Origin of the sequence: Micromonospora sp. WMMD1128 (genome assembly GCF_027497235.1) — a bacterium.
In the GTDB taxonomy this organism is placed as follows: domain Bacteria; phylum Actinomycetota; class Actinomycetes; order Mycobacteriales; family Micromonosporaceae; genus Micromonospora.
Genome location: NZ_CP114902.1, coordinates 2,402,860 through 2,417,851, shown reverse-complemented (window position 1 = coordinate 2,417,851; position 14,992 = coordinate 2,402,860). Strand labels below are relative to the sequence as shown.

Genomic DNA, 14,992 nt, shown 5'->3' with positions numbered 1-14,992 from the left:
GCACAGGTGATCGAAGGAGTCTCCGTGAAAATCAGAGGGAAGATGCTGCTCGCGCTGGCCGCCACGCTGGCGGGCGCCGGCCTGGTCATCCCGGCCATGCAACCCGCGTACGCGGCGTCGCTGACCGAGGTGACCAGCTTCGGCGACAACCCGGGGCGGATGCGCATGCACGTCTACGTCCCGGACAACCGGCCGGCGCGACCGGCGACCGTGGTGGCCATGCACGGCTGCGGCGGCTCCGGACCGGGCTTCTACTCCGGCAGCGAGTTCGCCTCGCTCGCCGACCGGTACGGGTACATCGTGATCTACCCCAGCGCGACCCAGCAGGCCGGCTTCGGCAACTGCTTCGACACCTGGTCCGACGCCGCCAAGCGCCGCGGCGGCGGCAGCGACCCGGTGTCGATCGTCTCGATGGTCCGCTATGTCCAGCAGCAGTACGGCGCCGACCCGGACCGGGTCTACGCCACCGGCAGCTCGTCCGGCGGCATGATGACCAACCACATGCTGGCGCTCTACCCGGACGTGTTCAAGGCCGGCGCGGCATTCATGGGCGTGCCCTACAACTGCTTCGCGAACGCGGCGGACTACCCGCCGGGCAGCAGCCAGTGCACCGGCGGCAACATGAACCGGACCCCGCAGCAGTGGGGCGACGCGGTCCGCGCGGCGTACCCCGGCTACTCCGGTCCCCGCCCCCGGGTGCAGCTCTGGCACGGCACCGCCGACACCCTCGTGCCGTACTCGCTGCTCCAGGAGACCATCGAGCAGTGGACGAACGTGTTCGGCCTCAGCCAGACGCCCACCTCCACCGACACGCCGCAGGCCAACTGGAACCGGCGGCGCTACGCCGACGCCAACGGCACCGTCCAGGTCGAGGCGTACAGCGTCCAGGGCGCCGGGCACAGCCTGCCGTCCGGCGGCATGGCGGCGGTCGCCATCGCGTTCTTCGGCCTGACCGGCACGAGCCCCACCACGTCGCCGACCGTCTCACCCAGCCCGACCGTCTCGCCGAGCCCCACCACCTCGCCGAGCCCGACCACCTCGCCGACGCCGCCCCCGACCACGCCGCCGCCGGGCTCCGGCGCCTGCCGGGTGAGCGTCGACCTGAACGCCTGGAACACCGGGCTGACGGAGAACATCACCATCACCAACACCGGATCCGCCGCGGTGAACGGCTGGTCGCTGGGGTTCACGCTGCCCGGTGGACAGAACATCACCTCGGGCTGGAACGCGTCGTACTCCCCCAGCTCCGGCCAGGTGACGGCGCGCAACGTCAGCTACAACGGCACCATCCCGGCGAACGGATCGACCACGATCGGATTCCAGGCCACCCACACCGGTAACACCGGCCGCCCGAGTTCCTTCACCCTCAACGGCGCCACCTGCACCCTCGCCTGACCCCGTCCCGCTGATTCCCGGAAAGAGTGGCTGTCCAGGCTCGGACAGCCACTCTTTCCGGGAATCCGGCATGGGCGCGCGGGGGCACGGGCTGTCAGGGCAGTGGGGCGCCGCGGGCGGTAACCCAGAGGTCGTACCAGTCCTCGCGGGTCAGTTCCGGGTCGCGGCGGGCCGCGTCCCGGCAGGCGCGGATGCGGTCCGGGTCCGCGGTGCCGATCACCGGCGCCACCCGCGCCGGATGCCGCTGGATCCACCACAGGACGATCGCCTCCGGCGTGGTGCCCTTGGCGCCGGCGAGCGCGGCGACCCTCTCGGCGGTCTCCCGGTCGGCCGGGGTACGCCCGGCGCCGGTGAAGCGCCCGCGCGCCAGCGGACTCCATGCCTGGACGCCGATCCGGTGCGCCCGGCAGTGCTCCAGGGTGCCGAGCGGAAACCCGGTGCTTGTGGACTCGGCGGTGTTCACCAGGACGCCGGCCTCGACCCAGTCGCGGCGGGCGAGGCTCATCTCCAACTGGTTGACGACCAGCGGCACGTCGAGCGACGCCTGGAGGTGGGCGATCTGCGCCGCCGCCATGTTCGACACGCCGAACTGCCGCACCAGGCCCTGCCGGTGCAGCGAGGTCAGCGCCTCGGCCACCTCGTCCGGGTCGGCCAGCGGGTCCGGCCGGTGCAGCAGCAGCACATCGAGCACGTCGGTGCGCAGCCGGGTCAGGCTCCGTTCGACGCTGTGCGTGATGTGCGTGCCGCGCAGGTCGTAGCGGCCCGGCCCGTCGTCGCCGGCCAGGCGGATGCCGCACTTCGTCTGGATCTGGACGCGCGAGCGGAGTTCCGGCGCGCGGGCGAGCACCTCACCGAAGACCGCCTCGGCCTTGCCGTTGCGGTAGATGTCCGCGTGGTCGAACGCGGTGACGCCGATCTCCAGGGCGGCCTCGACGGCCGCCTGGGCCGCCGCGATCTCCGGCGCGCCGTACGGTTCGTCGTCCCACCCGCCGCCCAGCCCCATGCAGCCGTAGATCAGTCGGTGGTCGCGGATGTCGGCACCCGCGGGGGAAACGTGCTGGTCGTCGGCCATGCGTCGTGGATAGCACATGGCGGCCCCGCACCAAGATCTCGGGGACACGGTCCACGACGGCTCGCCTCGATGACAGTTGGTAATTGTTCGACTACCGTGGATCAACGCCCGGTGCGTCCGTACGGGTCAGGACCGGCGGCATCGGGGCAGTCGGGCCGGGCGGAGATCGGGGAGACGATGGGGAACGCGACGAACTATGTGATCGGCGAGCTGCGCCTGTTCCGGGCGTCGGTCGAGATGAGCCAGGAGGAATTCGCCCGGAAGATCGACTACTCGGGGTCGCACGTCAGCGGGGTGGAGACCGCCGGACGCGCCCCGACCAAGGAATACATGCGGACGATCGACGAGCGGTTCGGCACCGGCGGCCGGTTCGAGCGGATGCTGCGCGCGCTGGGGTCGCTCGACGCCGATCCGGCGTGGCTGCGGGAGTGGATCGTGTTCGAGCGGGAGGCGACCACGCTGCGCTGGTTCGAGCTGGCCTACCTGCCGGGCCTGTTCCAGACCGAGCGGTACGCCCGCGCGACGCTTGCCGGCGGCCGGTTCACCCCGGAGGAGTGCGACCGCATCGTGACGAGCCGTCTCGGTCGGCAGGCGGTCCTGACCGGGCCGCATCCGCCGCAGCTCATCGCCGTCATCGACGAGTCGGTGCTGCGCCGGCCGGTGCTCGACGCCCCGGGGCTGATGGCCGAGCAGTTCGACCGGCTGGTGGAACTGGCCGTGCTGGAACACGTCCAGGTGCACGTGGTGCCGGTCGACGCCGGCATGTACCTGGGCCTGGCCGGGCAGTTCATCATCGCGGAGCTGCCCGACGGGAGCCGGGTGGTTCATGCGGACAACCAGCTCACCGCGCAGATCGTCGAGGCGCCGGCCGACGTTGCTAGGCTCGCGAAGACGTGGGAGATCGTGCGGAACGAGGCACTCCCCCGCCGGCAGTCCCTCAAGCTGATCAAGGAAGTGGCGAAGTCATGGAACTGACCACCCCTCAGTGGCGGAAGTCGACCCGGTCCGGCGGCAACGGTGGCTCCTGCGTCGAGGTCGCCGACAACCTGCCGGGCATCGTGCTGGTCCGCGACACCAAGGACCGCGACGGCGGCACCCTGCACGTCGACGCCGCGTCCTGGCGGTCCTTCGTGGACCTGGCCAAGCGGCTCGGCCCCGCCTGACCCGTCCGCGTCGATGCCCTCCGGCGTCACACCGAAGGGCATCCTTGCCGTCGGGTCGGCACCGACCACATCGACCTCCCGACCCGGCCGGAGCAGCGCTCGCGCAGACCTACGCCGTGGTCACCGCGCCGGCTCGGGCGGCTTCGGGTCGGTCAGGTCGAGGTGAGGCCGCCCGAAATCAGCCCGACCACTCCGCAGCAGAGCGGCACCATGACGGCCAGTGCGACGAGCGCGACGGTGTAGTTCGACCAGAGGCCGAAGCGCGTCACGTCGGTGCCGTAGCCGTCGTGCACCCGGTTGCGCCACGCGCCGAAGCGGAACGACAGGTGATGCGCCGCCCCCGGCTGGGCCACCAGCGACGTGGTGACGATCGGGATGCCCATGAAGTCGGTGTACCGGACGTCGTGCGGGCCGGGCGGGACCGCGATGTGCCAGGTGCCCTCGCCGGGGATCGGCACCGCCAGCTTGTCGACCTTGAAGCGGCTGGTCGTCGGCACCGGGATCGCGTACGGCCCCCGGTTCACCGAGACGACGAGCACCGCGTGGCCCGGCGGCGGCGTGATCGGTTGCGGGTAGGCGGTCAGTGGGGCGGCCGGCATCGGCTGGTACGGCTGCGCGGGTAGGTAGGACACGGCTGCCGATTCTGGCACGTCCGCGCACCCCACGACCGATCAGTGGTCGGTCGGAACCTTGAGCGCGGGCCCGGTGCGTTCGTCGGTGGGGGGTCGGGAACCCACCGCGCGTGCACCGGATTGCCGACCTCCCGCCCGGGGCCAGCGCCGTGGCCGCATTCCCGCGCCGCAGACACCCATGACGTTCCACCCACCCTCCGATCAACCCACGAGTGGAACGCCACGGGTGCATCAGGCCGCCCGAGACACCCATGACGTTCCACCCGCCCTCCGCGCAGCCCGCGAGCTGGTGACGCCGGTCGGTGTGGCCGGTGGCCGTCCATCGGGACGCGGACTGTCCGGCTCCGGTCAGGGTGAGCCGACGAGGACGGCGAGCGCGACGCCGAGCCCTCCGACGAGAGTGGCGACCGTCACCGCCGCCAGCCAGCGGGCGGGTGTACGGGCGGCGTCCGGGGCCGCCGGCAGGTCGGTGACGGGGTGGCGGCGGCGCAGCGCCACCGCCGCGGCGACGACGATCGCGGTCGCGCCCGTGACGGCGGCCAGGAAGAGCCACCCGCCGCGGTGCGGCAGCAGGAGCCGGCCGGCCACGGCCGCCGCCACGACGAACGCAGCCGCGGTACGCCGCCAGGCCAACACCGTCCGTTCCACCTGGAGCCCCCGGTCGGTGGGCGCGTTGGCCGCGGGGCCGGACGACACAGGGCCGGACGACACAGGGCCGGACGACGCACGGCCGGACGACGCACGGCCGGACGACGCACGGCCGGACGAGACGGATGGCGGGAGGCCGGGTCGGGTCACAGCACGAGCCCGAGGAGAACCAGGACGCCGACGAGCAGGAGACCGGCGCCGAGCGGCACCGCCATCACCGGTGGCGGCAACCCGCTCCCCCGCCGCAGGGCCAGCTCGGTGCGGAGCCACCCCAACCACGCCTGGGCCGGGGCGGCGGCACCCAGCACGATCAGCGTGATCGCGGCGGCCCGGCGCAGCCCGGGCACCATCGGCAGGTGCACCGCCTCCAGTGCCACGCCGGCCGCGAACAGTGCGAGGGAGGTGCGGATCCAGGCCAGGAACGTGCGTTCGTTGGCCAGGCTGAAGCGGGGGTCCGGGTCGCTGCCCTGTCCGAAGACGCGGTGCGGCCAGCGGGTCGCCGGTGATCGTCTCACCACGCTGCCACCCCCTTGCCGATCGCGATGACGCTGCCGGCGAGGGCCAGGGCCAGCATCCAGCGTCGGGCCGCCCGCTCCGGCAGCCAGCGTCCCAGCCAGTGCCCGCCGCCGATGCCCACGGCCATGGCCGCCCCGCAGGCCAGCAGCATCCGCCAGGACAGGGTCGGTGGGCCCTTCGCGGCCAGCGACAGCACGTTGGTGACCAGCCCGACCAGTTGCACGGTCGGGACGAAGCTGCGGTGTTCCCAGTCGGTGGTTGCGGCGTACACGGCCAGGGGCGGTCCGCCCGTGCCGGCGGTGGTGTTGAAGAAGCCGGACGCGAAGCCGGACGCCACCGCCCCGCCCCGGTTCCGCAGGAACGGCATGCTCTGGCCCAGCGCCACCCAGCCCACGGAGCCGGCGGTGATCAGGCCGATGCCGACGAGCAGGACCGGACCGGGGAGTTCCCGCACCACCCAGACGCCGAGCGGCAGGGCCAGGATCACTCCGGCGATCATCTGGAGGGCGAGGCGACGGCGCAGCGCCCGGGCGGTCACGCAGAGCACGATCAGGTTGATCACCGCGGAGAGCAGGTTGGCCAGGGTCACCCCGGAGAACGGCCCGAGGATGACGACCAGGAACGGCGCGGCGACCAGGGCGAAGCCGAGACCTGTCGCGCGCTGCATGGCGGCGCCGACCGCGACGGCGCCGACGGCGAGCAGGTCACCGACGGGCAGCATCTAGCGCGACACGGCGTCGTCGACCACGTCGGCCAGGCGGCGCAGCCGGTCCACGGAGATCGTCCGGAGGTCGTCGGCCATGGTGGGGCTGCCGACCACGGAGGCCCAGACGGCCCGGCCGGCGAGGAAGCCCGAGGCCCCGGCCCGGCAGGCGAGGCGCACCGCGTCGGGGAAGACCTCGGCGGGTACGCCGGAGGACAGCACCACCCAGGGGCCGCTGATCGCGGACGTGAGCGCCGCGCAGCCGGCGGTGATCTCGTCCGGGGTGCCCTTGCCGTGCGTGGGCACCTCCGACTTGTAGAGGTCGGCGCCGAGGTCGCCCAACTCGCGGGCGGCGGCGAAGATGCCCGCCTCGTGGTCGTAGGCGCCGCCGTCGCGCGGGCCACGGGACACGGGTTCGACGATGCTCACCAGGCCGGCCTCGCGGCAGCGGGTGACGAAGTCGGTGACCAGGGCGACGCGGGGCTCCGGCGCCTCGTCGGGCCGGTAGAGCACGAGCAGCTTGAGGGCCTTCGCGCCCTCCTCGCGGACGGTCGCGGGGTCGACCTCGGGGTCGATGGTCACGTCGGCCACGAACTCGGTGGCGCTGGGCGTGAACGCGTCGGCCGCCGCGATCAGGGCGCAGCCAGGGTCGACGGCGTCGTTCGCGACGACCGCGTCCCAGCCGAACTGCTTGTCGACGAGGAGCGCCGACGCGTAGGGGCTGAGGGCGCGCGCGGCGTCGACCTTGAACGCGGTGAGCTGCGCGTCGGACACCGGCTCGTCCTGGTGCGCGGCGAACATGGCCCGCAGCGCCTCGCGCTGGTCGACGGCGAGCATGGCGTAGCCGCCGGACGGGCGGGCGAGGATCGAGGGGTCGACGGTCACGGTTCCTCCAGGGGACGGCCGCGACGCCGCCGGGGGTCGGCGACGTCGAGTCGGCTGAATCAACGGTTGTTCGAAAAATAACATCCGTTGGTAGTCGAAGAACAGGGGCTACACTACCGCCGTGTCCCTGGAAGCCATGCGCTACGACGGCGCCCCGCAGCGTCGGACGCACATCATGGCGGCGCTGCGCCGCGCCGGCTTCCTCTCCGTCGCCGACCTCAGCGCACAGCTCGGCGTCTCCCAGATGACCGTTCGCCGTGACCTGCGGCGACTCGCCGACGGCGGCGAGGTCCTGCTTGTCCACGGCGGGGTCAGCCTGCCGCCGGGCGGCGCCGTGGGCCAGGGGTACGCCTCCCGCGCGCTCAGCCACGCCGGCGCCAAGCGGGCGATCGGCGCCGCGGCGGCCCGCCTGGTCCAGCCGGGCGACACGATCGGCGTCGACAGCGGCACCACGGCGGCGGAGGTGGCGCACGCGCTCCCCGAGGACTTCGACGGCTGCGTGCTCACCCACTCCGTGCCGGTCCTCGCCCACATGCTGTCCCGGCCCAGGTCACGGGTGATCGGCATCGGCGGGGAGCTGCTGCACGACAACCAGGCGATGGTCGGTTTCGCCGCGCTCGACCTGGTCCGACGGATGCGCGTGCGCCTGCTGTTCCTCGGCGCGAGCGCGATCGACGAGCGGGGCGCGTACGTGCGCTCGGAGGTCGAGTTGAGCGCCAAGCATGCCCTGATGGACATCGCCGACGAGGTCGTGCTGCTGGCCGACACCAGCAAGCTGACGGCCACCGCGCCGGTCCAGGTGTGCGGGTTCGACCGGATCGACACGCTCGTGGTGGACGGTCCGCTGCCCGAGCCGGTGGCCACCGCGGCCCGGCGCACCGGCACCCGCGTCCTCACCGCCTGACCTACGGTCCCGCCGCGGCCAGCGGCAACGCCGCATCCTGAGCACCACCATCGGCCCGGTCTGGGACACCGCCAGCAGCGAGCTGCGGCGCAGCGGCGCCACCAGCAGCAGCGCCACACCCCGTTGAGGATCACCCGGAAGCGCCCACCCCGGCACGGATCTCCCCCGGCGGGCCGCCGGCCGGCGAATTCTTTGTTTCCGGCTCTTGACGTTCCGGTCACGCACGTTCAACACTGCATGCAGTTAACGTCGAACGTGAGAGAAGGCACATGGACCTCGATGTCAACCCCGCAGTCGGGCGGAGCCGCGCCGTCGCGCTGCCCGACGCCGCGGTGGTGGACGTGCGGTGCCGCGTCTTCCGGGCGCGTCCCGCCGAGCGGATCGCCATGTCGTTCGCGCCGCTCACCCACCGCGTGATGGTCCTGGTCGAGGTCGAACTCGCCGACGGCTCGGTCGGCGTCGGCGAGAGCTGGGCGAACTACCCGTCCTGGGCGTGGCGCGAGCGGGACGCCACGATCCGCCACGGCATCGCGCCACTGATGACCGGCCACCGCTTCCCCGACCCGGCCACCGCCCAGCGGGCGCTGCTCGCCCGGCTGGTGCCGCTGGGCCGCCAGTGGGGCGCGCCCGGCCCGGTCCACCAGGCGGTCAGCGGCGTCGACATGGCGCTGTGGGACCTCGCCGCCCGCCACGCCGGCACCAGCCTGGCCCGGCTGCTCAGCGCGAGCCCCCGCACCGAGCTGCCCGTGTACGGCTCCAGCCTCGGGCCCACGGGCGTCGCCGAGGTGGCCCACAGGTGCGCCGCGCTCGGACTCACCGCCGTCAAGGTCAAGGTCGGCTTCGGCGCGGACACCGACCTGACGAACGTCGGCGCCGCCCGCCGGATCCTCGGTGACCGGGTCCAGATCTTCGCCGACGCCAACCAGGCGTGGACGCTCCCGGACGCGCTGGAGATGGTCCGCGCGCTCGCCGACCTCGGCGTCGCCTGGGTCGAGGAGCCCCTCGCCGGCGACCGCCCCGCCGACCTGGCCGAGCTGCGGCAGCGCACCGGCATGCCGTTGGCCACCGGCGAGAACCTCTACGGCGCGGCGGCGTTCACGCCGTACCTGGAGGCCGTCGACATCGTGCAGCCCGACCTCGGCAAGGTCGGCGGCGTCACCGAGTATCTCGACGTGCTGACCGCGGCGGAGGCCGCCGGACGGACCGTCAACCCGCACCTCTACAACGGCGCCGTCGCCACCGCCACCACCGTCCAGGCCGGCGCGATCTCCCCCGCCACCCGGCTCATCGAGTGGGACATCCGCTCGAACCCGCTGCGTCGGGCCGCCGACGACCTGCTCACCGACCACGGCACGGTCCGCGTGCCGGACGGGCCCGGCTTCGGCATCGCACTCGACACGCACCCGCTCGACGCCTACGAGGAGCAGCTACCGTGACCGACCCCATCGTCAACGACGTGCTCGCCGCCGCCACCGCCGTCCGGGTGGCCGACCGGACGGCCGACGGGCCACGCCTCGCCGTCCTCGACCCGGCCACCGGCCAGGCGTACACCGAGGTCACCACCGGGTCCGGCGCGGACGCGAGCGCCGCGCTCGACGTCGCGCGGCGGGCCCTGCCGGCCTGGGCGGGCACCCCGCCCCAGGCCCGGTCGGCGGCGCTGCGGGCGATCGCCGCGGACGTGGAGACGCTGGCCGCCGAGCGCGAGTGGCCCGCGCTGATCACCCGGGAGACCGGCAAGCGGCTCGCCGAGTCCACCGCCGAGCTGGGGCTGACCGTCGCCTACTTCCGGATCATGGCCGACCTGCTGGACCGGCAGGAGACCGAGCGCCTGTCCGTCGTACCCGGGATCGCGCACCGGGTGACCGCCCGGCCGGCCGGCGTCGCCGCGGTGCTCACCCCCTGGAACTTCCCCGTCTCCATCCCGGCCCGCAAGATCGCGCCGGCGCTCGCCGCCGGGTGTCCGGTGCTCTTCAAGCCCTCCGAGCTGAGCCCGCTGTCGTCGGTGGTGCTGGCCGCGGTCGTGGAACGGCACGTGCCCGCCGGCGTGCTGTCCACCGTGCTCGGCGCCCCGGGTGACGTGGTCGACCCGTGGCTCGCGGACCCGGCCGTCGGGGTGGTGTCCTTCACCGGGTCGACCCGGGTGGGTCGGCTGGTGGCCGCCGCCGCGGCGCCGCGCTTCCTGCGCACCGTGATGGAGCTGGGCGGCTGCGCGCCGTTCCTGGTGCTGCCGGACGCGGACCCGCAGGCCGCCGCGCAGACGCTGCTGGTCGCGAAGTACCGCAACAACGGCCAGTCCTGCATCGCCGCCAACCAGGTCCTGGTGGCCCGCGAGGTGGCGGCCGAGTTCACCGAGGCGTTCGTCGCGGCCACCGGGAAGATGGTCGTCGGCGACCCCACCGACCCGGCCACCGACCTCGGTCCCCTGGCCCCGGCCGGCGACCCGGCCCGGATGGCCGCGCTCGTCGACGAGGCGGTCGCGAAGGGCGCCCGCCGGATCAGCGGCGGCGCGCTCCCCGACCGGGGGCACTTCACCCCGGCGACCGTGCTGCTGGACGCGCCGGTGCACGCCCGGGTGATGACCGACGAGATCTTCGGGCCGATCGCGCCCGTCCACGTCTACGACGACCTCGACGACGCGCTGGCCCTGCACCGGGCCACCGGGTACGGCCTGGCCGGTTACGTCTGCGGCACCGACCTCGACCGGGCCCACGCGGTGGCCGAGCGGCTGCGCGCCGGGATCGTGGGCATCAACACCGGCACCCCGAACACGCCGTGGATCCCGTTCGGCGGGGTGGCCGACTCGGGGCTCGGCTACGAGGGCGGTCGCCCCGGCCTGGAGGCGTTCCAGACCTTCCTGTCCGTCGGCGCGAAGGCGCAGGTGTGACATGCGCCTGCTGATCGGACAGACCGGCGCGCCGACGAGCGTCGTCAACGCCAGCCTCCGCGGCTTCCTGGAGGCGGCGGCGGAGCACGACGTGCTGGCGTTGCGGGGCGGCCCGGACGGTCTCGTCGAGGGCCGGTTCACCCCGGTCACCGCCGCCGACGTGCCGGTCGCGGTCACCCGGCACGGCGGGTCCTGGCTCGGCGCCGGGCGACGGGCGGTCACCGGGGCCGACCTCGACACCGCCCTCGACGTGCTGACCGCCAACGGCGTCGACGGCCTGGCCCTGATCGGCGGCAACGGGACCATGGCCCTGCTGCACGCGCTCGCCGGCCGGGCCGCCGCGACCGGCCGCGACCTCGCCGTCGTCGGCATCCCGAAGACCGTCGACAACGACCTCGTCGGGGTGGACCACTGCCCCGGGTACGGCTCCGCCGCGCGCTACCTGACGACAGTCGTCCCGGACCTGGCCCGCGACCACGCCGCCATGTCCGGCATCGAGCCGGTCCGGATCGTGGAGACCCTCGGCCGTTCGGTCGGCTGGCTGGCGCTGGCCGCGACCTGGCACCGCGACGACCCGGCGTACGCGCCGCACCTGGTCCTGATCCCGGAGCTCGCGTTCGACCGGGCGGCGTTCCTCACCGCCGTGCAGGACGCCCTGCGCGTCCACGGCCGGGCGTTCGTGGTGGTCAGCGAGGGCGCGGCGAGCGGGCTGACCGACGATCCGTTCGAGGCCGTCAACCACGCCCGGATCATCGTCGGCGGCGTCTCCCGGGCGCTCGCCGGGCTGGTCGGCGCCGAACTGGGGGTCACCGCCCGCGGCGAGGTGCTCGGCATGGTCCAGCGCAGCAGCGGCGCGCTGGCGAGCGACGTCGACCGGGCGGAGGCGACGCAGGCCGGGCGGCACGCGGCCACGCTGCTCGCCGACCGCGCCACCGGACTGATGGTCGGCCTGCACCGCAGCGCCGGCGCCACCACGTACGACCCGGTGCCACTCGCGGAGGTGGCCGGCCGGACCCGGCCGGTGCCCCCGCGGTGGCGCAGCACCAACCCCGCCGACCTCGGCGACTTCCATGACTGGCTCGCCCCACTCCTCGGTCAGAACTGAAAGGCACACTGATGCGGAACAAGATTCTGAGCGCCGGGTTCGCCCTGGTCCTCGTCGGCGGGCTCGCCGCCGGCTGCGGTGGCGGCGACGCCTCGGGCGACGGCGCCGACGAGATCACCCTCGTCATGTCCAACCACCCGTGGCAGAAGGCCATCGAGCCGCTGATCCCCGAGTTCGAGCAGGAGTCGGGCGTCCGAGTGAAGGTGCAGACCTTCGCCGAGCAGCAGGCCCGCGACAAGATCTCGCTGACGTTGCAGTCGCGCAGCTCGTCCATGGACGTGTTCATGACGCTGCCGTCGCGGGAGGGCCTGCAGTTCAGCAAGGCCGGCTACTACGCCCCGCTCGACGACTACATGAACAAGTCGGCGGAGTACGACGTCGCCGACTTCCCGGCCGCGGTCAAGACCGGCATGACGATCCAGGACAAGACCATCGCCGCGCCGGTGAACGTCGAGGGCGTCGTCCTCTACTACCGCACGGACCTGTTCGAGAAGTACGGCATCACCCCGCCGAAGACCCTCGACGAGCTGCCCACGGTCGCCGCCGCGATCAAGCAGAAGTCCGACGGCAAGATCACCCCGATCGCCCTGCGCGGCCAGTCCGCCGCGCTGCCGTTCACCTTCGGCCCGTTCCTGCACTCGCAGGGCGTGGAGTGGACCAAGCCGGACGGCACCCCGAACTTCGACTCGCCCGGCGCCGCCGACGCGATCGCCCGGTACGCGACCCTCGCCAAGGACTTCGGCCCGCCCGGCGTGGTCAACAACACCTTCACCCAGTCGTCGGCGCTCTTCGCGGCCGGCAACGCGGCGATGGAGCTGGAGTCCAGCAACGAGATCAGCGCCATCAACGACCCGAAGACCTCCAAGGTCGTCGGCAAGATCGGCGTGCTGGATTTCCCGGCCGGCTCGGCCGGCTCGAAGTCGACGGTCCTGAACTGGGGCGTCGCGATGTCGTCGTACTCCAAGAACAAGGACGCCGCCTGGAAGTTCATCGAGTGGGCGACCGGCAAGGCGACCCAGCTGAAGCTCACCGAGGGCGGCATCGCCCCGCCCCGGACCTCGGTGGCGCAGGACAAGAGCTACACCGACACGCTCGACACCGACACGCTCAAGCAGTGGAGCGCTGCCCTGGCGAACGTGCAGGCCAACGGCTCCACCGAGGTCGGCCCGGTGGGTGTCGCCGCGCCCGAGATGCGCAAGGTCGTCGGCGACGCGGTCGGCAAGGCGATCCTCGGTCAGGCGGACGCGGCCACCGCCGCCAAGGAGATCCAGGACGGACTAACCCCGCTGCTGGCGAAGAACGCCGGATAGCGCCATGAGTGACCTGATGACGAAGCCGTCCGCCGCCTCCGGACCCGCCACCGCGGGCCCGGGGGCGGGGGCGGCCCGCCGTAGGCGCCGCCGGCACGATCCGACCGCGCGGGGCGTGTGGCCGTTCGCGCTCCCGGCGGTGCTGGTCACGGCCGTGCTGGTGCTGGTGCCGGTGGCGTACGCGATCTGGCTCTCGGTCAGCGACCGGCAGGCCGACGGGACGAACTCGGGCTTCCTCGGGTTCGCCAACTACGCCGATATGTTCGGCAACCCCGAGTTCTGGAACTCGCTGAAGATCACGCTGTTCCTCTTCGTGGTCTGCCTGCTCGTGGAGACCGTCCTGGGATTGGCGCTCGGCTACGTGATGAGCCTCGACGTGCCCGGCCGGCGGATCTTCCAGGGCATGATGCTGATCCCGGCGATCACCGCGTCGGTCGCGGTCGGCCTGGTCTGGTTGCTCATCATGGACCCGACGCTCGGCGCGGCCAACCAGCTCCTCGGCAAGGTCGGCATCGACCCGGTGGTGTGGCTCGGCGACCCGGACATCGCGCCGTGGTCCATCGCGCTCGTCGACATCTGGCAGTGGACGCCGTTCATGGCGCTGATCATCGCGGCCGGGATCCGGTCGCTGCCCGAGGAGCCGTTCGAGGCCGCCGCCATCGACGGGGCGAGCGGCTGGCGTACGGCCTGGAACATCGGCCTGCCGCTGCTGCGCCCGGTGCTCACCGTGGCGATGCTGCTGCGCACCGTGGACCTGGTGCGCTTCTTCGACACGATCTACATCATGACCCAGGGGGGTCCGGTGAACTCCACGAACACCCTCAACGTGTACGGCTACAACGCCGGCTTCGTCGACCAGGAGCCGAGCTACGCCGCCGCCCTCCAGATCGCGCTGCTCGCCCTGGTGGTCGTCATCGCCGGCGCGTTCACCTGGTTCCGGCAGCGGGCGTCGCAATGAGCAAGCGACTCAGCGGCGTGTACGCCGCGTACCTCGTGTTCACCGTCGTGTTCTTCGGCCCGGTCCTGTTCATGCTCTGGTCGTCGCTGCGGAACAACGTCGACATCACCGGCTCGCTGTTCGACGTCGGGTCACCGCTGACGCTCGAGAACTTCACCAACCTCTTCGAGCGCTTCACCTTCGGCCGCTACATCGCCAACAGCTTCATCGTGGCCGGCGGCTCGACGATCCTCGGGCTGGTCCTCGGCGCGCCGGCGGCGTACGTCATCGTGCGCCGCAAGCTGGCCGCGCTCGGCTTCCTCACGCTGCTGGCCCGGATGGCGCCCGGCGTGCTGTTCGTGCTCCCGCTGTTCGTGCTCTCGGTGCGTGTGGGCGGCCCGGACAGCGTGGCGCTCAACTACACCCTGCTGATCGTCGCGCACCTGATCATCACGCTGCCGCTGTGCATCTGGCTGCTGGTGCCGTTCTTCGAGGAGATCCCGATCAGCATCGAGGAGTCGACGCTCATCGACGGCGCGAACGCCTGGCAGCGGTTCCGCCGGATCGCGCTGCCGCTGGCCCTGCCCGGGGTGTCGGTCGCGCTGACGCTCAGCTTCGTCTTCAGCTGGAACTACTTCCTGTTCGCGCTGGCCCTGGCAAACGACCGGACGCTGCCACTGACCGTGATCGCGTTCAACTTCATCGGCCAGGGATCCAACGACTTCGGCGGCCTGATGGCCGCGAGCACGCTCATCTCCGCGCCCGCCCTGCTGCTGACGATCTTCGCGCAGCGCTGGTTGGTGCGCGGCATCACCGGAGGAGCCGTCAAGTGACGTCC

The 14,992-nt window shown here is 72.7% G+C and carries 16 protein-coding genes; 10 read left to right on the top strand and 6 right to left on the bottom strand.

Features of this window, described 5'->3' with window-relative positions:
* Positions 1-24: 24 nt before the first annotated feature.
* The gene (locus O7602_RS11150) at positions 25-1,395 is read left to right on the top strand and encodes a PHB depolymerase family esterase (RefSeq protein WP_281588487.1); all 1,371 of its coding nucleotides are present in this window, start codon (positions 25-27) and stop codon (positions 1,393-1,395) included.
* Positions 1,396-1,489: 94 nt separating this feature from the next.
* Here O7602_RS11150 and O7602_RS11145 read toward each other — a convergent pair whose 3' ends face one another.
* Positions 1,490-2,467, bottom strand: coding sequence for an aldo/keto reductase (locus O7602_RS11145; protein WP_281588485.1), 978 nt, complete (start codon positions 2,465-2,467; stop codon positions 1,490-1,492).
* A gap of 177 nt (positions 2,468-2,644) precedes the next feature.
* Between O7602_RS11145 and O7602_RS11140 the strand changes: the two genes are divergently transcribed.
* Both O7602_RS11140 and O7602_RS11135 read left to right on the top strand, forming a co-directional pair.
* Positions 2,645-3,442: a helix-turn-helix transcriptional regulator gene (locus O7602_RS11140; RefSeq protein WP_281588484.1), complete on the top strand. Its 798-nt coding sequence runs from the start codon at positions 2,645-2,647 to the stop codon at positions 3,440-3,442.
* The gene (locus O7602_RS11135) at positions 3,439-3,630 is read left to right on the top strand and encodes a DUF397 domain-containing protein (protein WP_281590251.1); all 192 of its coding nucleotides are present in this window, start codon (positions 3,439-3,441) and stop codon (positions 3,628-3,630) included. The genes O7602_RS11140 and O7602_RS11135 overlap by 4 nt, the downstream gene beginning before the upstream one ends.
* A gap of 152 nt (positions 3,631-3,782) precedes the next feature.
* Here O7602_RS11135 and O7602_RS11130 read toward each other — a convergent pair whose 3' ends face one another.
* The 5 genes from O7602_RS11130 to O7602_RS11110 form a co-directional block, all read right to left on the bottom strand.
* A complete protein-coding gene (locus O7602_RS11130; protein WP_281588482.1) occupies positions 3,783-4,262 on the bottom strand; it encodes a hypothetical protein in 480 nt (159 codons plus the stop codon).
* Between the two features lie 348 nt (positions 4,263-4,610).
* Positions 4,611-4,958: a DUF202 domain-containing protein gene (locus O7602_RS11125; RefSeq protein ID WP_281588480.1), complete on the bottom strand. Its 348-nt coding sequence runs from the start codon at positions 4,956-4,958 to the stop codon at positions 4,611-4,613.
* A 98-nt stretch (positions 4,959-5,056) separates the two neighbouring features.
* On the bottom strand, positions 5,057-5,428 hold the full coding sequence (locus O7602_RS11120) for a DUF202 domain-containing protein (RefSeq protein WP_281588478.1): 372 nt from the start codon (positions 5,426-5,428) through the stop codon (positions 5,057-5,059).
* On the bottom strand, positions 5,422-6,147 hold the full coding sequence (locus O7602_RS11115; RefSeq protein ID WP_281588477.1) for a sulfite exporter TauE/SafE family protein: 726 nt from the start codon (positions 6,145-6,147) through the stop codon (positions 5,422-5,424). Before O7602_RS11115 ends, O7602_RS11120 begins: the two co-directional genes overlap by 7 nt.
* Complete coding sequence (locus O7602_RS11110) at positions 6,148-7,014, bottom strand: hypothetical protein (protein WP_281588475.1); 867 nt, start codon at positions 7,012-7,014, stop codon at positions 6,148-6,150.
* A gap of 121 nt (positions 7,015-7,135) precedes the next feature.
* Between O7602_RS11110 and O7602_RS11105 the strand changes: the two genes are divergently transcribed.
* The 7 genes from O7602_RS11105 (at position 7,136) to O7602_RS11075 (ending at position 14,987) form a co-directional block, all read left to right on the top strand.
* Positions 7,136-7,918, top strand: coding sequence for a DeoR/GlpR family DNA-binding transcription regulator (locus tag O7602_RS11105; protein ID WP_281588473.1), 783 nt, complete (start codon positions 7,136-7,138; stop codon positions 7,916-7,918).
* A 269-nt stretch (positions 7,919-8,187) separates the two neighbouring features.
* On the top strand, positions 8,188-9,354 hold the full coding sequence (locus tag O7602_RS11100; RefSeq protein WP_281588471.1) for a mandelate racemase/muconate lactonizing enzyme family protein: 1,167 nt from the start codon (positions 8,188-8,190) through the stop codon (positions 9,352-9,354).
* A complete protein-coding gene (locus tag O7602_RS11095; RefSeq protein WP_281588469.1) occupies positions 9,351-10,802 on the top strand; it encodes an aldehyde dehydrogenase family protein in 1,452 nt (483 codons plus the stop codon). Before O7602_RS11100 ends, O7602_RS11095 begins: the two co-directional genes overlap by 4 nt.
* 1 nt (position 10,803) lies before the next feature.
* Positions 10,804-11,907, top strand: a complete 1,104-nt coding sequence (locus O7602_RS11090) for a 6-phosphofructokinase (RefSeq protein WP_281588467.1) — start codon at positions 10,804-10,806, stop codon at positions 11,905-11,907.
* A gap of 11 nt (positions 11,908-11,918) precedes the next feature.
* A complete protein-coding gene (locus O7602_RS11085) occupies positions 11,919-13,217 on the top strand; it encodes a sugar ABC transporter substrate-binding protein (protein ID WP_281588465.1) in 1,299 nt (432 codons plus the stop codon).
* Between the two features lie 4 nt (positions 13,218-13,221).
* The gene (locus tag O7602_RS11080) at positions 13,222-14,175 is read left to right on the top strand and encodes a sugar ABC transporter permease (RefSeq protein WP_281588463.1); all 954 of its coding nucleotides are present in this window, start codon (positions 13,222-13,224) and stop codon (positions 14,173-14,175) included.
* A complete protein-coding gene (locus O7602_RS11075; RefSeq protein WP_281588462.1) occupies positions 14,172-14,987 on the top strand; it encodes a carbohydrate ABC transporter permease in 816 nt (271 codons plus the stop codon). The genes O7602_RS11080 and O7602_RS11075 overlap by 4 nt, the downstream gene beginning before the upstream one ends.
* The last annotated feature ends 5 nt before the right edge of the window (positions 14,988-14,992 follow it).